The 18,929-nt window shown below is 31.1% G+C and carries 28 protein-coding genes and 1 tRNA gene; 20 read left to right on the top strand and 9 right to left on the bottom strand.

All coding sequences use genetic code 11. The features are described 5' to 3' along the window. The first annotated feature begins 236 nt into the window (after positions 1 to 236). Together J4418_00655 and J4418_00650 are read left to right on the top strand one after the other, a co-directional pair. The gene (locus J4418_00655) at positions 237 to 398 is read left to right on the top strand and encodes a DUF1931 domain-containing protein (GenBank protein ID MBS3112581.1); all 162 of its coding nucleotides are present in this window, start codon (positions 237 to 239) and stop codon (positions 396 to 398) included. A gap of 187 nt (positions 399 to 585) precedes the next feature. Continuing rightward, positions 586 to 1,140, top strand: a complete 555-nt coding sequence (locus J4418_00650; protein ID MBS3112580.1) for an MBL fold metallo-hydrolase — start codon at positions 586 to 588, stop codon at positions 1,138 to 1,140. Here J4418_00650 and J4418_00645 read toward each other — a convergent pair. After that, positions 1,137 to 2,252, bottom strand: a complete 1,116-nt coding sequence (locus J4418_00645; GenBank protein MBS3112579.1) for a GTP-binding protein — start codon at positions 2,250 to 2,252, stop codon at positions 1,137 to 1,139. The genes J4418_00650 and J4418_00645 overlap by 4 nt on opposite strands. An 83-nt stretch (positions 2,253 to 2,335) precedes the next feature. Here J4418_00645 and J4418_00640 point away from each other — a divergent pair, with 83 nt between their 5' ends. Further along, entirely contained in the window at positions 2,336 to 2,836 is a 501-nt protein-coding gene (locus J4418_00640; GenBank protein ID MBS3112578.1) for a hypothetical protein, read from the top strand. Between the two features lie 57 nt (positions 2,837 to 2,893). On the opposite strand, the gene J4418_00635 is transcribed toward J4418_00640, so the two are convergent. The 6 genes from J4418_00635 to J4418_00610 form a co-directional block, all read right to left on the bottom strand. After that, positions 2,894 to 3,157, bottom strand: a complete 264-nt coding sequence (locus tag J4418_00635) for a UPF0147 family protein (protein ID MBS3112577.1) — start codon at positions 3,155 to 3,157, stop codon at positions 2,894 to 2,896. Next, positions 3,150 to 3,488, bottom strand: coding sequence for a prefoldin subunit beta (locus tag J4418_00630; GenBank protein MBS3112576.1), 339 nt, complete (start codon positions 3,486 to 3,488; stop codon positions 3,150 to 3,152). The genes J4418_00635 and J4418_00630 overlap by 8 nt, the downstream gene beginning before the upstream one ends. Further along, positions 3,485 to 3,703: a hypothetical protein gene (locus tag J4418_00625; GenBank protein ID MBS3112575.1), complete on the bottom strand. Its 219-nt coding sequence runs from the start codon at positions 3,701 to 3,703 to the stop codon at positions 3,485 to 3,487. The genes J4418_00630 and J4418_00625 overlap by 4 nt, the downstream gene beginning before the upstream one ends. Positions 3,704 to 3,712: 9 nt before the next feature. Further along, positions 3,713 to 3,850, bottom strand: coding sequence for a DNA-directed RNA polymerase subunit P (locus J4418_00620; GenBank protein ID MBS3112574.1), 138 nt, complete (start codon positions 3,848 to 3,850; stop codon positions 3,713 to 3,715). A gap of 2 nt (positions 3,851 to 3,852) precedes the next feature. Next, positions 3,853 to 4,095 carry a 50S ribosomal protein L37ae gene (locus tag J4418_00615; protein ID MBS3112573.1) on the bottom strand — a complete coding sequence of 81 codons (243 nt, stop codon included), beginning with the start codon at positions 4,093 to 4,095 and terminating at the stop codon, positions 3,853 to 3,855. A gap of 67 nt (positions 4,096 to 4,162) precedes the next feature. After that, positions 4,163 to 4,295 (bottom strand) — tRNA-Pro (locus J4418_00610). An 86-nt stretch (positions 4,296 to 4,381) separates the two neighbouring features. On the opposite strand from J4418_00610, the gene prf1 reads away from it, so the two are divergent. From prf1 to pcn, 11 genes are all read left to right on the top strand, one after another. Continuing rightward, entirely contained in the window at positions 4,382 to 5,485 is a 1,104-nt protein-coding gene (gene prf1 / locus J4418_00605) for a peptide chain release factor aRF-1 (protein MBS3112572.1), read from the top strand. Beyond that, positions 5,472 to 6,392, top strand: coding sequence for a tRNA dihydrouridine synthase DusB (dusB, locus tag J4418_00600; protein ID MBS3112571.1), 921 nt, complete (start codon positions 5,472 to 5,474; stop codon positions 6,390 to 6,392). The genes prf1 and dusB overlap by 14 nt, the downstream gene beginning before the upstream one ends. A gap of 280 nt (positions 6,393 to 6,672) precedes the next feature. Further along, the gene (locus J4418_00595; protein MBS3112570.1) at positions 6,673 to 7,356 is read left to right on the top strand and encodes a hypothetical protein; all 684 of its coding nucleotides are present in this window, start codon (positions 6,673 to 6,675) and stop codon (positions 7,354 to 7,356) included. Positions 7,357 to 7,416: 60 nt separating this feature from the next. Further along, positions 7,417 to 7,626: a histone family protein gene (locus tag J4418_00590; GenBank protein ID MBS3112569.1), complete on the top strand. Its 210-nt coding sequence runs from the start codon at positions 7,417 to 7,419 to the stop codon at positions 7,624 to 7,626. Positions 7,627 to 7,715: 89 nt separating this feature from the next. Then, a complete protein-coding gene (locus J4418_00585) occupies positions 7,716 to 8,114 on the top strand; it encodes a translation initiation factor IF-5A (protein MBS3112568.1) in 399 nt (132 codons plus the stop codon). Positions 8,115 to 8,119: 5 nt separating this feature from the next. Then, positions 8,120 to 8,281: a hypothetical protein gene (locus J4418_00580; GenBank protein MBS3112567.1), complete on the top strand. Its 162-nt coding sequence runs from the start codon at positions 8,120 to 8,122 to the stop codon at positions 8,279 to 8,281. A gap of 213 nt (positions 8,282 to 8,494) precedes the next feature. Then, entirely contained in the window at positions 8,495 to 9,448 is a 954-nt protein-coding gene (locus J4418_00575; GenBank protein MBS3112566.1) for a site-2 protease family protein, read from the top strand. Positions 9,449 to 9,508: 60 nt separating this feature from the next. Further along, complete coding sequence (locus tag J4418_00570; protein ID MBS3112565.1) at positions 9,509 to 9,733, top strand: hypothetical protein; 225 nt, start codon at positions 9,509 to 9,511, stop codon at positions 9,731 to 9,733. 64 nt (positions 9,734 to 9,797) lie between these two features. Next, positions 9,798 to 10,106: a TRAM domain-containing protein gene (locus J4418_00565; GenBank protein MBS3112564.1), complete on the top strand. Its 309-nt coding sequence runs from the start codon at positions 9,798 to 9,800 to the stop codon at positions 10,104 to 10,106. 173 nt (positions 10,107 to 10,279) lie between these two features. Beyond that, positions 10,280 to 10,894, top strand: coding sequence for a 30S ribosomal protein S2 (rpsB, locus tag J4418_00560; protein MBS3112563.1), 615 nt, complete (start codon positions 10,280 to 10,282; stop codon positions 10,892 to 10,894). 67 nt (positions 10,895 to 10,961) lie between these two features. After that, positions 10,962 to 11,705: a proliferating cell nuclear antigen (pcna) gene (gene pcn / locus J4418_00555; GenBank protein ID MBS3112562.1), complete on the top strand. Its 744-nt coding sequence runs from the start codon at positions 10,962 to 10,964 to the stop codon at positions 11,703 to 11,705. 1,081 nt (positions 11,706 to 12,786) lie between these two features. Here pcn and J4418_00550 read toward each other — a convergent pair. Next, complete coding sequence (locus J4418_00550) at positions 12,787 to 13,437, bottom strand: nitroreductase family protein (GenBank protein ID MBS3112561.1); 651 nt, start codon at positions 13,435 to 13,437, stop codon at positions 12,787 to 12,789. A 214-nt stretch (positions 13,438 to 13,651) separates the two neighbouring features. On the opposite strand from J4418_00550, the gene J4418_00545 reads away from it, so the two are divergent. Together J4418_00545 and J4418_00540 are read left to right on the top strand one after the other, a co-directional pair. Next, complete coding sequence (locus tag J4418_00545; GenBank protein MBS3112560.1) at positions 13,652 to 14,509, top strand: prepilin peptidase; 858 nt, start codon at positions 13,652 to 13,654, stop codon at positions 14,507 to 14,509. A 37-nt stretch (positions 14,510 to 14,546) separates the two neighbouring features. Further along, positions 14,547 to 14,696, top strand: coding sequence for a rubredoxin (locus tag J4418_00540; protein MBS3112559.1), 150 nt, complete (start codon positions 14,547 to 14,549; stop codon positions 14,694 to 14,696). Here J4418_00540 and J4418_00535 read toward each other — a convergent pair. Continuing rightward, entirely contained in the window at positions 14,682 to 15,539 is an 858-nt protein-coding gene (locus J4418_00535; protein ID MBS3112558.1) for a DUF1385 domain-containing protein, read from the bottom strand. The genes J4418_00540 and J4418_00535 overlap by 15 nt on opposite strands. Positions 15,540 to 15,645: 106 nt before the next feature. Between J4418_00535 and J4418_00530 the strand changes: the two genes are divergently transcribed. The 4 genes from J4418_00530 (at position 15,646) to J4418_00515 (ending at position 18,866) form a co-directional block, all read left to right on the top strand. Further along, positions 15,646 to 15,912: a PRC-barrel domain-containing protein gene (locus J4418_00530; GenBank protein ID MBS3112557.1), complete on the top strand. Its 267-nt coding sequence runs from the start codon at positions 15,646 to 15,648 to the stop codon at positions 15,910 to 15,912. A gap of 301 nt (positions 15,913 to 16,213) precedes the next feature. Beyond that, on the top strand, positions 16,214 to 17,146 hold the full coding sequence (locus J4418_00525) for an RsmB/NOP family class I SAM-dependent RNA methyltransferase (GenBank protein ID MBS3112556.1): 933 nt from the start codon (positions 16,214 to 16,216) through the stop codon (positions 17,144 to 17,146). Positions 17,147 to 17,172: 26 nt separating this feature from the next. Next, positions 17,173 to 18,123 carry a phosphodiester glycosidase family protein gene (locus tag J4418_00520; protein MBS3112555.1) on the top strand — a complete coding sequence of 317 codons (951 nt, stop codon included), beginning with the start codon at positions 17,173 to 17,175 and terminating at the stop codon, positions 18,121 to 18,123. Continuing rightward, positions 18,123 to 18,866: a TatD family hydrolase gene (locus J4418_00515; GenBank protein MBS3112554.1), complete on the top strand. Its 744-nt coding sequence runs from the start codon at positions 18,123 to 18,125 to the stop codon at positions 18,864 to 18,866. The genes J4418_00520 and J4418_00515 overlap by 1 nt, the downstream gene beginning before the upstream one ends. Positions 18,867 to 18,929 lie beyond the last annotated feature (63 nt).

Here is an 18,929-nt window from a genome sequence, read left to right as displayed (position 1 = left end):
TGGACACACTATTATAATTTTGAGAGAATACATCAATCTCTCAATTATGAGACACCCGCACATATATATTTAGGTGTAAACTCAATATAGGATAGAACACACATAGATACAGTTTAATATATTCTAAATTTATTAGTTACAAAGCCTATAAACCCAAATTACCAAATATTTATAAAGTTCAAATGTTTTTAAATGTATAATAAAAACATAGTTAAATACTATAAGAGGTGTTTTAAGTGTTAGTAGTTAAATCGCAAATAAAAGAGGTAGCGCAGGGGTTTAATATATCTGGTGATTTTGCAGAGGCACTTGATCAAAGAGTTATTGAGCTTGTGAAAGCGGCAATACAAAGAGCTGATGCAAATGGCAGAAGAACTGTTATGGCAAAAGACATTTAAAAAATGTTTTTTGCATTCTTTTTTTTTAAGGTGGTGTAAGTGATATCCCGTTTAAAAAATATTTTAAGCGTTGGAACTTTACCGGTTATGCAAATAAACTTAATCTGGAAGATAAGAATAAACTTGAACTTATGCAAAAAGTTGAAACTTTGCAAAAGTTGATTGCTTATGAGCGTAGAAATCGAAGATGATTGAGAAAATTACAGATAATATCTGGAAAGTTGCTAATGATTCTAATATTTATTATTTGAAAGAAGAAAAGATGTTAATTGATTGCGGTAATCGTGAGTTTTTAGCACAAATAAAACAAGATATTAAAAAATTATTTAATCCTGAAGCTATTAGAATTGTATTATTAACACATTTTCATTGCGATCATGTAGGTTGTGTTGATTTATTCCATAATGCTACTTTTTATGCTTCAGCTATATGTATAGATAATTTTCATAAAGTTGCAAAAGGTTTAGTATTTGATGAAAAAATAATTCAAATTTTAAAAAAAATTGATATAAAACCTTTTAAGAAGCTTGATAATTTTGAAATTATTGAAACGCCCGGGCATACCGGGGGGAGTGTTTGTTTTTTATATAAAAATAAAATACTGTTTTCTGGTGACACCCTGTTTAGAAACGGATTTGGAAGAGTGGATTTACCAACTTCTAACCCGGTAGATATGAAATTCTCGCTTGCAAAGTTGAAAAGAATTAATTATGAAGTGTTATGTTCCGGCCATGACTATTAAATTAAATGGATCTCGATGAGGTCATTATCTTCTAATACTCTATCAAGCTTTCTGAGTTCTTGTCCTGGGAATTTAGATGAACCCCAAATTTTAGCATACTTAAACTTTTTCACAAAATCTTTGTGAAGTTTTCTGCAAACATCTTGAATTGTTGTATTTTTCTTCATGATTAAAGGTTCGTTCATTTTAGCGGGTTTATTAATTTCTTTTGTATAAATTCGGATAAAATTTAATTTATTAAATATTTGATCTTTGAGCAGTTCTAAATTAATCTTTTTATGCGCTGAAATAAATAAATCGGGGTTAATTTCTTTTTGTATTTTTTGAATAATGCTTTCATCTACCATATCAATTTTATTTATGAGGACTATTGAAGGAACATAGAATCTATTAGAGTCAATTATATCAATTAATTGGTCAGCATCAATATCTTCCCGGATTACGACCTGGGCATTCATAATTTTGAACTCTTTGAGCATGCCCACTATAGTTTCTTTTTTTAAGTGTGTCAGTTTACAAGTGATTCCTAGGTCAATTCCCCCCCTAGAAGTTTTAACTATTTTCACATCTGGTTTTACCTGGTTGATTCTAATTTTGGCATCTTGAATCTCTTTCATTAAAACATCCAGCTGTTTTAGATTATTGGCTTCGATTATTATAAGCAATAAGTCAGCGTTACGCATTATTGATATTACCTCTCTGCCTCTTCCGGTTCCAGCTGCTGCGCCCTGCATAATTCCAGGAACATCGAGAATTTGTATTTTTGCAGATTTATGTTCAAGAAGTCCCGGAATTACTTCTAATGTTGTAAATGCATAGGCACCAACTTTAGAATCTGCGTTTGTTAAATTATTTAATAATGTAGATTTACCTACTGATGGAAATCCTACAAGCACAACGGTTGCATCTCCAGATTTACGCACTGCATAACCTTCAGCTTTTGCTCCTCCTTTTCCTCGCGATTCTTGTTTTTCTTTAAGAGCAGCAATTTTTGCTTTAATTAAACCAATATGATGCTGAGTTTTTTTATTATATTTGGTTTTAGAAATTTCATCTTCAAGTTCTTTAATCCTGTCAGATGCAGTTACTTTTTTGTTTTCTTTTTCAGTCATATTTTTAGGTTTGCTTTTTTTTGCCATACTTAATGGTATATAATCAACAACATTTATAAACGTAATTCTTTTTATATCCTATAATGGATTTTAAACTATTATATAATAAGGTAATCGTGGCAGTTGTTATAGTTTTGGTTGGGGTAATTATTGGCAAATTGGCGCAAAGAATCACTCTTAGATTCATGAAAGAGTTAGAAATTAATTATTTGTTTAAAAAAACCACTAAGCTGAAAGTATCATTGGATAGGTTTGTGAGTTCAGCAGTAAAATATCTTATTTATTTTGTATCTCTAATATCAGTTCTTAATTCTGTAGGATTTTTATTTTGGACATTAATAGCGGGAGGGATATTTTTGTTATTGTTTTTAACAACCGGTATTTTTTTATATTTAATTAGTTTGTTTCCTAATCTTTTTGCAAGGCTTAATTTAAGAAAAAATCAGTTTGGTATAGGGAGATATATAGAAGTCAAAAATATCAAAGGGAAGATCAGATTTTTATCTTTCCAATTTATTTTCCTTGAAAATGGGGTTGCAATTCCTTATTATTATTTGTTTAAAAATAAGTTCAAACTATTCTAAATTTATCAAAAATAGAAGTATATTATTAAAATATATCTCACTAAATATAATTTAGAGTTAATTGATTTTGGATAATATACTAACCACATTCCAAATTTGTGTTCTTATGTATTGGTGAAGGTTGTTGTCTTCACTTATATCATCTAATTCTTGCAAGGCTTTGTTGGCTCTGATAGTTGGTTCTTCAGAATTATTTAAAATTTGAATAACGTTTTGAATCTTAAATTTAACATTTTTAGGTAAACATGCATCATCACTAAGTTCATTTAATAATCCAATAATGGAAGGAAGTTGTTCTGAAAGTGGGATCACTTTAATCACCTTTTATTTCTTTCATTAATTCTTCTTGCATAGACTTTGCTTTTTCTTGAAATCTTTGTTCTTGTTTTTCAATAGTAGAAATCCTTAATTCTGTTGATTCTTTTTTTTTAATTAAATCTTTTGTCAATTCAATTTTGTTAGTGTCAATCATTATATTGCCTATAATTTTATATGATTTAGGAGTTGTTTCAAGTTCTTTAATTGCAGAATCTATTTCAATTAATTGTGTACTTAATTGTTGTTTTTGCAGAACTGAGTTTTGCAATGCTTGTTCCATCATTTGCAGTTGTGTGATCTTTTCCTGTGTTTCTTTTGACAATTCTTGGTTCATTTTTGGACCTTTTCATATACATCTAATAATTTAGTTATACTGTTTAATATTGCGCGAAGCGCAACCGAATCTTGGGCTTCAATAATGAATTTTAATTTATTATCCGTTTTTTTAAGATTAATTATTGCCCTTGGTGTAGAAGCAATTTCCGGGAGGAAACTTTTATAGAGGTTTTCTATATCTTTTTTAATAGTAATTTCTGCATGATAATTCATCTTAAACCTTTATCTTGCTTTAATTTTGGTAGTTAATACAGTAGGTTTAAATAACATTTTACTGCCACAATAGGGGCAACGTATTTTTTTTCTTAAATAATCCGGACTTATGGTTTTGTCGCATTGGAAACATTTGTATTCGGCCATGTTTATTCACCTTCAACAGCCAATATGGCTTTTTTACTTAAAGTATATGCTTTGCCTGTAAATTTAGAATTACATTTTTTACAATGCCAGATTCCTGATGCAAGTCTTTTTGCTTTTGGTTGTTTACAATAAGGACATTTGTGCAGTCTTCGTTGTTCGGATTCGATTTTAGCATACTTTTCTTTAATAGTATTACCATATCTTGCTCCAAATCTTTTGGTAGATAACGGTTTTTTTTTTGCCATTGTATAGATGCCTCATCTAGAGAATCTTTTTAATCCATTTATAAATGTTACTGTTTTTGGATATAAATGGTGGGGCTGCCCGGATATTCGCACAAGATTAATTTGTGTTTCGAACCGGGGTCGCAAGGTCTTTTGCTATCATTGACAAATGTCTCATTAGACCCAAACCTCGAAGGATAGCCAAGCTACCCCACAGCCCCTTTTATATTAATCTTTAGAAATTTGGATAGTTTATAAAGCTATCTATGCACAAGGTTTATAAACGGAGTAATTTGTTTATAATATTATGATAATAACTAGCAAAGAAAGACATACTTTGAAAAAATTTGTTAAAGAATTGGAAGAGTTTAAAGGAAGACATACTGAATTAGTTAGTGTATATGTTCCTGCGGGATATGATATGAATAAAATAATTAATCATCTTGCGCAAGAACAAGGCACAGCTTCAAATATTAAATCAAGTTCCACAAAAAAAAACGTGCAAGACGCTCTTGAAAAAATGATTCAACATTTGCGTTTGTTTAATAAAACTCCTGAAAATGGTTTGGTGATTTTTTCAGGCAATGTTGCAGAACGTGAAGGACAAACAGATATTAAGGTTTGGAGTCTTGAACCCCCGGTGAAATTAAATCAGAGACTGTACAGATGCGATAAAGAGTTTGTTCTTGAACCTTTAGAAGATATGTTCGATATTAAAGAGTTTTATGGATTAGTTGTTCTTGATAGGAGAGATGCAATGATTGCTTTGTTGAAAGGTAAAGTGATTATACCTTTACGTAAAACTCATTCAGAAGTGCCGGGGAAAATAAAAGCAGGGGGTCAAAGCGCCCAAAGATTTGCGCGTTTAAGAGAAGGGGCCATTAAGGATCATTTTAAAAAAATTGCAGAGTATATGAAAGAAGCGTTTTTGGGCAGGCCTGAATTAAAAGGCATTATTATAGGCGGACCGGGAACGACAGTTGAAAGTTTTATGGGTAAAGATTATTTAACTGGGGATGTAAAAAAGAGAATCATAGGCACTAAAGATTTATCTTATACCGGTGAATTTGGATTGCAAGAATTACTTGACAGGTCAGAAGATTTATTGCTAAAAGAAGAAGTTATGGACGAGAAAAGGGCAATGTCGCAGTTTTTTGATTTGTTAAATACTAAACCTAAACAGGTAAGTTATGGAAAAGATGAAGTTTTAAGATTAATTCCCTTAGGTGTGGTTGATGTTCTTTTATTATCTGAAATGTTAGATGATAAAATAATTACTGAGTTTGAAGCAGAAGCTGAAAAAATGGGTACAACTATTAAAATTATTTCTACAGATACAAGAGAGGGTGTTCAGTTAAAAGAGATGGGTGGTGTTGCAGCTGTTTTAAGGTATGAGTATGAAGAAGCTTGATCTGAACAAAAAAATCATTCTTGCGCCAATGGCTGAGATAAATAATCTGCCATTTAGATTACTTTGTAAAAAATATGGGGCGGATATAATTTTTAATGAAATGGTTTCTGCAAATGCGCTGATTAGAGAAAACTCCCGGAGTCTCGAGATGACTAAATTTTTGAAAGAGGAAAGGCCGTTTGTGCAGCAATTATTTGGTCAAAACACTGAGAATTTTGTTAATGCCGCAAAAATATATGAAGATAAAGTTGATATGATTGATATTAATTTAGGATGTCCTTCTAAAAGTATTCTTGATCAAGGCGCAGGGGCCGCATTATTAAAAAGACCCAGCAAGGTTAAAGAAATTGTTGAAGCTGTGGTTAAAGCTGTTGCGATTCCGGTATCTGTAAAAATTAGGACTGAAAAAAATTATCTTAAAATTGCGAAGATTTGTGAAGATGCCGGTGCAAGTGCGATAACAGTACATGCGCGCACAACTGCCCAAGGTTATTCAGGAAAAGCAGACTGGGACAAAATAAAAAAGGTTAAAGAAACCGTTTCAATTCCAGTTATTGGAAATGGTGATGTTTTTACAGGTGAAGATGCTCAACTTATGTTTCATTTAACAAAATGTGATTCTATTATGATTGGTAGGACTACAATTGGTAATCCTTATGCGTTTAAAAAAATTAAGCATTATCTTGCTAAAGGTAAAGACATTAAACCAAAGTATTTGTTTAATGAGTGGTATGAACTTTACAAAAAACATTGCAAAGTTAATTTGGCTGAGCTAAAAATGAATGCGCAATGGTTTACTAAATCTTTAGAAGGCGCAAGGAAATTGAGGGATGAGATTTCCAGAGCGCAGAATGTGCCGGATTTGGAAAAGATAATGGAAAAAAGCAAACAGAATGTTTCAATTTAAAACATTAGTTCAGGTTATAGAAGATTTTTTAGGCTTGCGTGCAGAAGCAAACTTTTTGCGTGTTGCTCATTTAATGTTTGAGGGTAATTTTTTTTTTCATGGGCTGAATACCCTGATGCTCTGTTTTAGGGAATGTTATCAAAAGAATTAGAAGACAAAATTGTAACTTGAAGCTCGCAGTGCGCAAATTAATGATTTAACTGAAAAATAAAAAGAATATCTGCCATCATAAGAGCATGGAACCTAAAATTATATTAACTCTTTTGTTTTTGTTGTTTTAATGGACTTAATAGAACGCGCATTTAAAGAACTTTATCCCGATAGAGAGTATATTTATAGGAGTAAATTAAAATATTCAGGTAAATTTGCGCCGTACAATGCGAATATTAGAATTTCTGGTTTTTATAACCTTGAAATGAAACTTTCCAAATCGTGGCATGGAATTGACAAAGAAATCATTATTGGTTTAATTCAGGATTTATTGTTAAAAGTTGCAGGAGGAAAAAATGGGGCAATAAAATCTACTCTTAATATTAAATTATATAATAATTTTATTAAAAATTTACATTTAGGAATAAATAAAGATAAAATTGACCCTTTTTTAAAACGTTCATTTGACAGAGTTAATGAACAGTTTTTTTCTAATCAGATTGAAACACCTAATTTAGTGTGGGGTTCATTTTCTAAGAGAAAACTTGGTTGTTATAATTTTCATACTGACACAATTTCAATGAGCAAAATTTTTTTAGAACAGGACATAGAACTACTTGATTATGTAATGTATCATGAAATATTACATAAATCTCTAAAATTTAGAGTCTCTAATGGTAAACATGCTTATCATACTTCTGATTTTAGAAAAGCTGAAAAATCTTATCCTAATGGTGAGCTGTTTGAAAAAAGATTAAGAAATCTTTCTTCAAAAGTTAAAAAAAAATCAATTTTTGCTTGGTTTAGTCAATAGAGTTAAATTCAGCGAAAGATTTATAAAATAGGCATTGCTGATAAATAGCGGAGGCAAATTATGGCTACGCAAAAGCTTTTACCATTGGCAGCAATGGAAAAATTACTAAAAAATGCAGGAGCTGAAAGAGTTTCTGAAAGCGCTAAAGTTGCTCTTAAAGAAATGATAGAAGAGATAGGGGATGAAATAGGGGGGCATGCAGTTAAATTAGCGCAACATGCTGGCAGAAAAACTGTTAAAGCAAAAGATGTGAAGTTAGCCTCTAAATGATTTAATGTCCTATTATGGTATATCTTTGCTATAATAAGCCGATAGATTTAAAAAGGACTAACTTTTTTGCAATACTGGGTGTCGAACAGATGAGCGATATAAAATTAGTAAATGCAACGGATTTAAAAAAAGGAAGCTATGTTATTATTGAAGGGGTAGCTTGTAAAGTTGTAGAGACTAAATATTCAAAACCGGGCAAACACGGCCATGCAAAAATTAATCTTACGGCTGTAGGGTTAATTGATGGCAAGAAAAGAAATACCGTTATGCCGGGTCATGAAAAAATGGAAGTTCCGATTATTAGTAAAAAATCAGCTCAAGTATTATCCACAACAGGAAATATGGCTAACGTGATGGATTCAGAAACATACGAAACATTTGACCTTGAAATACCTGAAGAGTTAAAGAGTGAGTGCGTTGAAGGGGCGAATATACTTTATTGGGATATTTTAGGGGAAAGAATAATGAAACAAACGAAGAGCGAATAAATAAAATGGTAAAATTTCCAGAAGCACATGCAAGATTGCATAAAGATATATTTGTTTGTCGTAAATGCAAATCTAAAATTAGGACAAATAACATGAAGGTTTTACAAGGCAAAGTCAGTTGCAGAAAATGTAAAAGCAAAGCATTGCGTACTGTTCGTAAGAAATAGATCATGAATCTAAATATGATATTAGTAATCTCTTTTTATCTTTTAATCGTATTATTAGTATATTTGAATCGAGATAAGTTCCAAATTTATGCAAATATTATTGCACTTTACAGGACACATCTTGGTATTAGTAGTATGTCTTGGTTAGCTAAAAAGTTTCCGCGAATAATTAAATTTTTGAGTTTTATCGGAATTTTTGTAGGTTTTCTTGGTATGATTTATATATCATATATTTTAGTTGATGGGGCATTTAATTTGTTGAGTAATCCAAATGCGCCGCCGGTTATTACTCCAGTTATTCCCGGTATAAAAATTCCCGGATCACCCATATTTGTGCCATTTTGGTATGGAATTATAGCAATATTTATAGTTGCGGCTTTACATGAATTTTCGCACGGTGTAGTCGCAAGGGCATATAAAATTAAAGTTAAAAATTCAGGGGTGGTTTTTTTTGGTCCAATTATTGGGGCTTTTGTAGAACCTGATGAAACTGAATTAAGGAAAAGTTCATTTAGGGCGCAACTTTCAGTGTTTAGCGCAGGTCCTTTTTCTAATATTTTAACAGGTATAATCATATTATTACTACTTGGTTACATAATAAGTCCTACTATCGACAAATTAATAGATTTTGATGGTATTAAAATTGACAAGGTTGAAGATGGTAAACCCGCTGATTTGGCGGGACTTGAAGAAGGTTATATTGTGAGATCTGTAAATGATTTAAAACTTAATTCAACTAAAAATTTTGCTGATGTTTTATTTTTAAATAAACCGGGAGATGTGATTATTTTTTCGGATGGTAAAAATGAATATGACATTGTATTGGGGAATCACCCTAACAATGAATCAATGCCTTATTTGGGAATAGTTCATTCGCAAAATTTAAAAGTAAATCCCTCTATTGCAGAAAATTGGGGTAATTATTTACCATGGTTCATTCTTTATTTGAGGGAATTTTTATTATGGCTTTTTGTATTGAGCGTAGGAATTGGTTTAGCCAATCTTTTACCTTTAGGACCAGTTGATGGCGGTAGGATGTTTCAGTTATCCTTGTTTAAAACTTTAAATCAAAATAAAGTTAGAAGCGTTTGGAAATTTGTTAATTCTATTGTAATTTTATTGTTATTATTCAATTTATTTTATCCTTATCTAAGATATATTTTTTGATTCCTAAATGTATTTAAACTTGATTTTATTTAGCAAGAGATTATTGCGGGGTGAAATGACATGCAATATAAAGATGATAACGGGAAAAATTATGAAATTTCCTATAGCCAAAAATTACAACGAGAACAAAATAAACTTCTCAAACAAAAAAATCGTTTGTTAATGGTATTTTTGGTAATGATGTTTGTGTTTGCATTAGGCGGGGCTTATTTATATATTAGACTTGAAACAATTAACTTTCTAACTGACTTAATGCATGCTGTTAGGGTGTTTGGGATGTCTTAGAATTCCAAAAGTTTAAATATAAATTTTTTATTTAGTGGATTAAATTAATTGAGGTATTCAAATGATGAATGACAGAATGAGAGAAGCGCCAGTTAAAGTTGGTGACGAATTAGATGTTAAAATTGAAGCGGTTGGTGAAAAAGGCGATGGTCTTGCCAGAGTGGGGGGATTTATTTTATTTGTTTCAGGGGTTAAAGAAGGAGATGAATTACGAGTAAGGGTTACAAAAGTATTGCAAAAAGTGGGTTTTGCTGAAGTAGTTAGTTCTGATTTAGATAAATCAGTTATTTCTGAGGATTCAATAAACAAAGAAGAAGATGAGTCAGATGAATCGGAGTTTGTAAAAGATTCAGAAAAATTTGGAGAAGAATAAATTCTTTTTTATAGGAAGCTTTATAAATTGAGTATTAATATTAAAGAATAATAGCCTAGCTATATGGTAAGCTTAATTGGACGTATGGCGTAACTGCAGAGGCGATAAAATTGCGGTTCAAAGAATTTTTCTTGAACTGTCTTATTTATTGTTAAGATATTAGGGTGAATAAAATGATAGAAGAAAATAAACAAGATGGACAATTTTTAGTAGCGTCAGATGTGTATCTTAAAGCGGGTATTCATATTGGCACAAAATTTAAGACAAAATATATGGAACAGTTTATTTATAAAACTAGATCTGATGGACTTTCAGTTTTAAATTTACAGAAAATTGATGAAAGAATAAGGTTATTAATAAATTTAATATCTAATTATGCGCCCGAAGATATTTTGATTGTTTCAAGAAGAGAAAATGGGTGGAAAGCGGTTAAAAAATTTAGCAAGCTTACCGGAGTAAAAGCCTTTGCTGGAAGATATCCCCCGGGAATATTAACAAACCCGAATCTTGAAACTTACATGGAAACAAAGATTATGTTAGTAACTGATTCTTGGCCCGATAGAAATGCAATCAAAGATGCTTCAATTATAGGTATTCCGGTTATTGCGCTATGTGACACAAATAACCAGTCTAATAATATAGACTTAGTAATACCCTGCAATAATAAAGGTAAAAAATCTTTAGGATTGATTTTCTATATCCTAGCCAAAGAATATCTTAAAGCTAAAGGTAAAATTGATGCTATTGGGGAAGATCAAATTAAGTTAGATGATTTTGTTGATGAATAGATTTCACAATATAAATCTATATAAAGCTTAATCTAATTATTTTCTTATTTTAGAGGTATTAATACAAATGAAATTAACTTTAGCAGAACCCAAATATTTTAAAGAAAGTATCTCAATTATTTCAGATTTAGTCACTGAAGCAACATTTAAAGTCAATGCTGAAGCAATTGAGCTTGTGGCAATGGATCCTGCAAATGTTGCAATGGTTGTATTCAAATTATTTTCAAGCGCATTTACAGAATATGTGCTTGATCAGCCTGTTGAAATTGCAATAAATTTATCAAATTTAAAACAAATTTTTAGAAGGATTAAACCTTCTGATATTCTTACACTTGAAATGTCGGATGCAAATAAATTACTTGTTACCCTGAGGGGAAGTAATGTAAGGACATTCAGTCTGCCTATAATCGAACTTGACGAACGTGAACAAAGAGTGCCGGAATTAACTTTTAATTCAGGATTAAGGTTACATTCAAGCATTTTGACTGATGCAATTGAAGATGCTGATATTGTTGGTGATTCCGTATTATTTCAAGTATCAAAGGAAATGTTCACAGTTCAAGCTGAAGGGGATTTATCACATGCAAAGATTGAGATTCAACCAGGAGATTCAGCTGCTATTGAGGTAGTAGGAGATACTCAAAAAGCTAAATATTCCATCGAATATCTTAAGAAAATGATTGTTGCTTCAAAACTTGCTGATGATGTTTATATCAATTTTAGTTCTGATTATCCATTAAAACTAGATTATAAAGTTGTGGATAAACTGTTATTATCATTTATTCTTGCTCCCAGAGTAGAGAATGACTAGTTCAGTTTTTTTGCCAAGCAAAATTCAACATAGAAGGTTTGGATGCAGAAGCAAAGCTTCTTGCGAAATTGGAAAAATCCTGAACCTGCGTTCATTATGTTCGTTTAGTTCTAAAGTTTAAAAATAAAATATTTTTAACTTATTTTATAATACATTAAATGTGTCGTTTGGTTAGTTATTCTTTGTCAATTTTGATTTAATTTTTAAGAAAAATAATGGGGCTACCCGGATTTTCATGAATTAGTGTTATCTATATCCTTCTCGAACCGGGGATCCTCTCGAATTTGAAAACAGCTTCGCAGTTTTTATTAGCCAACGAAGTTGTCTAAGTCAACGAGATGTCATAGCCACTAGACCATAGCCCCATTTTGCTGTTTGTCGTTATGGTTTGCGAATGCAAATCATACCGGGTTGTTTGGTTAAGCTCGCAATAAACTTTGCTTATGCGCCCAGAACTTTGTTCTTGAGTTTTTAAAAAGGTTGTGCAGCTAGACCATCGCCTCTAACATATATGAGGTAATCTTACATCATATATAAAACTATTTTCTTTCTATACTCTTCAATAAAACAAAAGTATATAAATATCCTCGGTCAATTTTTTTATAAGGTGATAGAACAAATATGGTATTATCCATTATAAATTCATTCTATTTTTTATTGCTACGCAATCTTATCTTAAATTTTCAGAAAATTGAACAAAATTTGGGTAAAAATAAAGAATTAAAATTTTTTAAAAGGGGTGAAATGTATGTATTTTGAGGAATTTGAAGAAGAAGAAGAGGTACCTTCAAGTTTTGAATGTCCTTTGTGCGGGGCAGAAGTTGAAGAGTCAGGTTATTGTGAATATTGCAAAGAAAGCGTTGAAGATGACAATTATTAAAGTTTAATTTTGAGAATTTAAATTTAGGATTCCATTTATCTTAAATTATTTTATTCTTAATTTATAACAAGATTATAATTATTATTAAGTAATTATTTAAGAACTATTTAGTTATGGGCCTAAAAAATGATTTTGCCATTTTTTTGGATGTATTGGGCAATAGTGTTATTTTAATTTGATATCTTGAAATTTTTGTTATGATTATTTAGGATGCAAAGTTTCAGAAATTTTTTGACTCGTTAAATTAATTAATTCTTTTCCCTTTAATATAATATCTTTGAAGGTTGCAGTTTCAATTCCCATAATCTTATGAATATTTTTAATTTTAATTCCCCATTCCTCATAATAAAATAATTCTTTAATATCTAACATGTGTTTTTCTTCAGGTTTAGTGTTTGAATAACCGATTGGCAAGATTATATTAATTTTAACGTTTTCTGGTATTAATAACAAAGATTTGATTCTGTCTTCGTTAAATGCGCCAATCCAGCATGATGAAAGTCCTAATTCTGTTGCCATTAATAACATATTTTGCGCAGCTGCTGCGCAATTTTGAATATTATAAAAATTAACTCCTCTTTCTTCATAATATCGTTCAGCTCTTTCATTTTCTGAACATATTATAATCATAACAGGCGCCAGAGAAATCCAATATTGTTCTACACATGCTTCTGCAATCTGTTCTCTTTTTTCTTGATCTCTTATAATTATAAATTTCCAGTTTTGCAAATTACCTGCGCTTGGCGCATGCATACCTGCTTCAATTACGTCTACAATTTTATGAAATTCAACTTGTTTATCTAAAAATTCACGAATTGATCTTCTTTTTTTAATAATGTCTATAATTTTCATTATTTTTAATGGGGCAACAATATTTATAAATCTATCTGATTGGTTAAATCGGTATTTTTAGAATTAGCGTCTTAATTATATTGTGGTTTGTTTATTATATTTAACTATTGCTTTTAATCCATTTGAATAAACCCTTCACTTTTTTAGTTATATCTGTCATTAAGGTTTCAACTATAAGAATATTTATAAACTTTTTTAGGCATTACAGTATATTATGTATGATTTAATACTATTTATATTGGGATTTATTGTAATTTTAGCAGGTTCTCTAACGGATTTGAAAAATCGGGAAGTGCCGGATTGGTTAAATTACGGGCTAATTTTGGGTGTTATTTCATTGAGGGGTATTTATTCAGTATATTTGTATGATTACAATATTTTTTTAAGTGGATTGCTGGGCCTTGGCGTAGCGTTTTTGTTGGCTTGTTTGTTGTTTTATACAGGACAATGGGGCGGGGGTGATGCCAAACTTTTGATGGGGCTTGGTGCAGTTTTTGGGTTAACTTTTAATGCCGAGGTTCAATTATTTTTCATCTTTTTGTTTAATTTAGTTATTTTTGGAAGTATTTATGGACTTGTTTGGACATTTTACCTGTTTATTGCGAATTGGTCAAAAACAGGGCATGAATTTGTTCAGGTTCTAAAAACAAGGAGAGCAAATGCTTTTAAGATTCCTATATTTGTGATTAGTTTAATTTCGTTAGTATCTTCATTTTTTTTAATTGAATTTAGGTATCCTTTATGGTTATTATCATTAGCATCACCTTTAATGTTTTATATGTGGGTTTATACAAAGGTTATTGAAAATGTGGCAATGTTAAAAAAAGTTTTGCCGTCAATGTTGACTGAAGGTGATTGGATAGCTGAAGACATTTTGAGTAATGGAAAAAAAATAGCTGGACCGAGTGATTTGGGAATAAATAAAAAACAAATCAGCATATTAAACGAGTTATATAAAAAGAAAAAAATTAATCTTATTTTGATTAAAGAAGGTATACCTTTTATTCCTAGTTTTTTAATCGCTTATGTGGTTACGTTAGTATTAGGTAATTGGATATTGTTTTTGCTTTAGGGAAAACTTTTTAAACTTAGACGTTTTTAGATGAAACATGGTAAAATTCAAGTGCAGTAAGTGCAATTTTGAAATGGAACCTTATAAAAAAGAGAGAGATAAGCCTTTTGTTAGATGTCCTTATTGCGGAACTGAAGGAACTATGTCTGTGAAAAAACATATACTTGAAGAGTTAGACGCTTTTTAATGTTTTGTCAAGTACTGATGTCAATGATTCTAACGCAACTTCTAATTGGATTTTGGTAGGTTCTCTAGTTGTAAGGCGTTGTAAATATAATCCAGGGGTTATACACATGTTAAGAATAGGGTTACTTTTATTTTTTGTGCTATAATGAAGTATTTCATATGATATACCGGCAATTAAGGGAATAAAAAATATTCTTACCAAAAACTTGACTAACCATAATTCACTTGTGATTACTGAAAAAAGCACAATTGAGAGTATTAAGACAATTAATATGAATGAGGTACCGCACCTAGGATGGGACGTAGTAAATTTTTCTGCATTTTTGAGAGTTAATTTTTCACCTGCCTCATAACAGTTTACTGCTTTATGTTCTGCGCCGTGATATTGAAATAGTATTTGAATATCTTTCATTAAACCTATTATTAACAAATATATTACGAAAATCAATATTCTTAATAATCCTTCAATTACATTAAATGCTAAACCTTTTGAGTTTGTAATTAATTTTGTAAGAAATAATGGGAATATTATAAATAGCCCGATAGCAAAACCCAATGAAGTTGCAAGTAAAAAAGCGTATTCTTTCCAGCCTATTTCCTCATTTGTATTATCTTGTTCATTAGCGCTCCATTGCAGGCTTTTAAGTCCTAATATTAACATATCCACTAAGTTAACGAAACCTCTGATAATAGGCCATTTGAAGGGTTTAAAGTGGCGGTTGTTTAGTGATTCAGTTTTAGTTTTTATATTACCATTTGTTTTTTTTATTGATATTGCATAATGTCTTGGGCCTTTCATCATAACTCCATCAATTACTGCTTGTCCGCCGATTATTGGTTTCATATTGATTGCAATCTATATGTTGTATAAAAAACTTCTTATCTTGTTCCGATAATTTTATAAACATAGATATATTATAATTTCATATAATCATTGCGGGTGGTAAATTATGTTAAAAACTAAAAAACTAAGTCAAACTCAAAATATGCCTGTTTATACTGATGAAGGGGATTATTTTGGTGAAGTTGAAGAATCGATTATTGCTAATAATAAATTATTTGGTTGGAAAATTAGGGCTACTAAAAATTCTTTCTTAAACAAAGTTTTAGGCAGTGCTAAAGGGGTAATTGTTCCTCATCAATATGTACGTTCAATTGGCGATATTTTAATTGTAAATAAAATGGCTGTGCCTAATTATAATTCTGAAGAAGAGTAAACTTACTATTTATTTTTTTATGTTTTTTTAATTTAGTGGTTTTATAGAATTCCATTTTCCATCTCTGTGTTTACAGGGGGTTGATATTTAATTATTTAATGAGCGGAAAATGGTGTATTATCCAAAGTCGTTCTATTTTCGATTAGTATGCTCACATTTAATTAGATGAGCAAGAGAATCATTGCAGAGATTAAATGGATTTTTAGATACTAATATACAGACAATGGACTTTTTAGGCAACACAAGTTTAGGGAAAGCTTTTTAATATGGCTTAGGTTACAATGCTTATATGGGACTTTCTATGTTACCCGGTTGGAAAAGTATTGAATTTAAGCCTAAATTTGAAGAACGTTATAAAGCTTTACTTGGTGAAGATTATGATATATTTAGAAAGTATTCATTAGCCTGGCTTCGTAAATGCATTAGGGTTAATACTTTAAAAATTTCAGTTAAAGAGTTAGTAAACAGATTAGAAAAAGATTGGACACTTGAACCGGTACCCTGGTGCAAAGAAGGTTTTTGGATTAAAGGGGAAAGAACTGACATAGGCAATTTGATTGAACATTCTTTAGGTTATATATATGTGCAGGAAGCTGCTTCAATGATTCCGCCAGTTGTTCTTTGCCCGCAACCGGGAGAGGTAGTTTTAGATATGTGCGCCGCCCCCGGTAGCAAAGCTTCACAGATTGCGCAATATATGGAAAATAAAGGAGTATTAATTGCTAATGACGTATCTGGTAAAAGGTTAGCCCCATTAGGGATTAATCTGCAAAGATGCGGTGTTTCAAATACAATAATCACTTTGATGCAGGGCTGGAGATTCAAAGGATTTGAGTTTGATAAAATTTTGGTGGATGCGCCCTGTTCAGGCACGGGAACTATAAGAAAATCTTTGCGCACTATTCGTGATTGGAATCCTAATTCAGTCTTTGCTGTTGCTGGACAACAGAGAAGACTTATTGAAATTGCTTTTGAAAACCTTAAAAAAGGGGGCGTATTGGTTTATTCTACCTGCACATTAGAGCCTGATGAAAATGAAGCTGTGATATCATGGTTGCTTGATAAATATTCAAACGCGAAGTTAGAAGATATTGAAATGGAGATTAAACGAGGCCCTGCTGTTTTTGCATTTGAAGGAAAAATGTTTAATCCCGAAGTTAAGAAATGTTTGAGGATATATCCTCAAGATAATGATACCGAAGGATTTTTTGTTGCTAAGATACGAAAAATTTAAAATAGTGGCATGATTCTTATTATAGCATGTTTAATTTAACAAAGAAGGTGATTTCGTTAAGTTTGGGAGCGTATTTAACGTTTTCTCCTATTTCAGTTATTGGTGAACCTTCTAAAAAGGAATGGCTAATTGAACAAATAATGGATTCTAGGCAGGGTGTTTATCAAAAGATTAAATATGGTGGTGTAGAAATGCACGCTTTTTTAAGAAGTCCATGGAAGCATAAAATAAAAGTTGCATCTGCGGTTTGTCCATATTTACCTGATTTTAATTCTGAAGAGGATTCTGAAGAGGATAAAGTAAGAGAGTTTGCGCCTAAAGGTCAAAAGCTTGAGCAAATTGTTTCGGCATACGAAATTCAAAGCGGTGAAAATGTATTAGCTGCTATTAACGGCAGTTTTTTTAATACTGAGACTTATCATATAGTTGGGAGAGAAGTAGTAAACGGCAGGAGGATTCAACGTAAAACTGAATTTAAAAAGGATATGATTGCAATATCTACCGTTAAAACAAATTGGAAGCCTAAACCAGGTTATCCGGATTATAAAAATAGAGCTTCTCTTTTGATTGATTCAGAAGGTATTCCTAAAATTGGTTACTTTAATGATATTTCCAATGCTGACTATTTTTTAACGGCAGGGTGGATGTTGGTTTCTGAAGGTGTAAATGTTTGGGAAAGGGCAAGGATAAATGAACAGTTTGATAATTATCATTTAAAATCTAAATATAGATCGGCAATTGCCATTACTGGGCATGGAAATTTTTTGATGTTAACAACTGCAAAAACTACAATTGATAAATTGTCAGATATTTTAATGAAACTTGGGGTTAAATCTGCGATGTGTCTTGATTCAGGTAGCTCTGTTCAGATGGTGCTTGATAAAACGTATAACAAAACGGGACATATTAGAAAGGATAATTATTTAATACATGGCACACAACGAAACATTGTTAATGGAATTGTGGTGGTGGAATGATGTATGTAGATGTACATGCGCACTTGGATCATTTTGACAGTAATGATTTACGGGTTATAATTGAAAATGCAAAGAATGCCGGATTGAAAGCGATAATTACGAATGGGATTAATCCGAAAACTAATCGAACTGCATTAAAATTAGTAAAAGAATATTCTATTGTAAAAGCTGCTCTTGGTTTATATCCAATAGATGCATTAAAACTGAAATCTGAAGAGATTGACGCGGAATTAAAGTATATTTATGGAGCAAGAGACCAAATTGTAGCAGTTGGCGAAGTTGGTCTTGATTATTATTGGGATCAAACAAAGAATAAAGAACAACGCGAAATTTTTTCAAAAGTAATTAAATTGTGCGAGAAAATTAGGAAACCTATAATTGTACATTCACGGAAAGCTGAAGTCGATGTTATTTCCATGCTTGAGAGTTCCTCGATTAAGAAAGTTATTATGCATTGTTTTGGCGGCCGTTTATCTTTGACAAAGCAGGCAAGAGATCATGGTTATTATTTTTCAATTCCAACAAATATTGTTAAATCTATGCATTTTCAAAGAATTGTTGAAGAATTGCCAATTGGGCAAATTTTAACAGAAACTGATTCTCCATATCTGGGGATAGTTAACGGCAAGGGTAATGAACCTGCCAATGTTGTTGAAGGAGTGAATAAAATTGCTGAAGTCAAAAGTTTAGATGCCGAAGAATGTAAAAAGATGATTTATCAAAATTATCAAAAAGTGTTTTAGTTAATAACATTTGTTAAATTCAGTAATATATTGTCTTGTCATTTTTTCATGGGGACATTGATT

This window comes from Candidatus Woesearchaeota archaeon, from assembly GCA_018303425.1.
Taxonomy (GTDB): domain Archaea; phylum Nanobdellota; class Nanobdellia; order Woesearchaeales; family JAGVYF01; genus JAGVYF01.
Note: the sequence above shows the minus strand (reverse complement) of the source record. Positions and strands in the feature narration are given on the sequence as shown.

Coding starts and splice junctions, on each gene's coding strand:
- J4418_00650 (MBS3112580.1), top strand. CDS start 586: ATGATTGAGAAAATTACAGATAATATCTGGAAAGTTGCTAATGATTCT.
- J4418_00645 (MBS3112579.1), bottom strand. CDS start 2,252: ATGACTGAAAAAGAAAACAAAAAAGTAACTGCATCTGACAGGATTAAA.
- J4418_00640 (MBS3112578.1), top strand. CDS start 2,336: ATGGATTTTAAACTATTATATAATAAGGTAATCGTGGCAGTTGTTATA.
- J4418_00630 (MBS3112576.1), bottom strand. CDS start 3,488: ATGAACCAAGAATTGTCAAAAGAAACACAGGAAAAGATCACACAACTG.
- J4418_00625 (MBS3112575.1), bottom strand. CDS start 3,703: ATGAATTATCATGCAGAAATTACTATTAAAAAAGATATAGAAAACCTC.
- J4418_00620 (MBS3112574.1), bottom strand. CDS start 3,850: ATGGCCGAATACAAATGTTTCCAATGCGACAAAACCATAAGTCCGGAT.
- J4418_00615 (MBS3112573.1), bottom strand. CDS start 4,095: ATGGCAAAAAAAAAACCGTTATCTACCAAAAGATTTGGAGCAAGATAT.
- prf1 (MBS3112572.1), top strand. CDS start 4,382: ATGATAATAACTAGCAAAGAAAGACATACTTTGAAAAAATTTGTTAAA.
- dusB (MBS3112571.1), top strand. CDS start 5,472: ATGAAGAAGCTTGATCTGAACAAAAAAATCATTCTTGCGCCAATGGCT.
- J4418_00595 (MBS3112570.1), top strand. CDS start 6,673: ATGGACTTAATAGAACGCGCATTTAAAGAACTTTATCCCGATAGAGAG.
- J4418_00590 (MBS3112569.1), top strand. CDS start 7,417: ATGGCTACGCAAAAGCTTTTACCATTGGCAGCAATGGAAAAATTACTA.
- J4418_00585 (MBS3112568.1), top strand. CDS start 7,716: ATGAGCGATATAAAATTAGTAAATGCAACGGATTTAAAAAAAGGAAGC.
- J4418_00580 (MBS3112567.1), top strand. CDS start 8,120: ATGGTAAAATTTCCAGAAGCACATGCAAGATTGCATAAAGATATATTT.
- J4418_00575 (MBS3112566.1), top strand. CDS start 8,495: ATGATTTATATATCATATATTTTAGTTGATGGGGCATTTAATTTGTTG.
- J4418_00570 (MBS3112565.1), top strand. CDS start 9,509: ATGCAATATAAAGATGATAACGGGAAAAATTATGAAATTTCCTATAGC.
- J4418_00565 (MBS3112564.1), top strand. CDS start 9,798: ATGAATGACAGAATGAGAGAAGCGCCAGTTAAAGTTGGTGACGAATTA.
- rpsB (MBS3112563.1), top strand. CDS start 10,280: ATGATAGAAGAAAATAAACAAGATGGACAATTTTTAGTAGCGTCAGAT.
- pcn (MBS3112562.1), top strand. CDS start 10,962: ATGAAATTAACTTTAGCAGAACCCAAATATTTTAAAGAAAGTATCTCA.
- J4418_00550 (MBS3112561.1), bottom strand. CDS start 13,437: ATGAAAATTATAGACATTATTAAAAAAAGAAGATCAATTCGTGAATTT.
- J4418_00545 (MBS3112560.1), top strand. CDS start 13,652: ATGTATGATTTAATACTATTTATATTGGGATTTATTGTAATTTTAGCA.
- J4418_00540 (MBS3112559.1), top strand. CDS start 14,547: ATGGTAAAATTCAAGTGCAGTAAGTGCAATTTTGAAATGGAACCTTAT.
- J4418_00535 (MBS3112558.1), bottom strand. CDS start 15,539: ATGAAACCAATAATCGGCGGACAAGCAGTAATTGATGGAGTTATGATG.
- J4418_00530 (MBS3112557.1), top strand. CDS start 15,646: ATGTTAAAAACTAAAAAACTAAGTCAAACTCAAAATATGCCTGTTTAT.
- J4418_00525 (MBS3112556.1), top strand. CDS start 16,214: ATGTTACCCGGTTGGAAAAGTATTGAATTTAAGCCTAAATTTGAAGAA.
- J4418_00520 (MBS3112555.1), top strand. CDS start 17,173: ATGTTTAATTTAACAAAGAAGGTGATTTCGTTAAGTTTGGGAGCGTAT.
- J4418_00515 (MBS3112554.1), top strand. CDS start 18,123: ATGTATGTAGATGTACATGCGCACTTGGATCATTTTGACAGTAATGAT.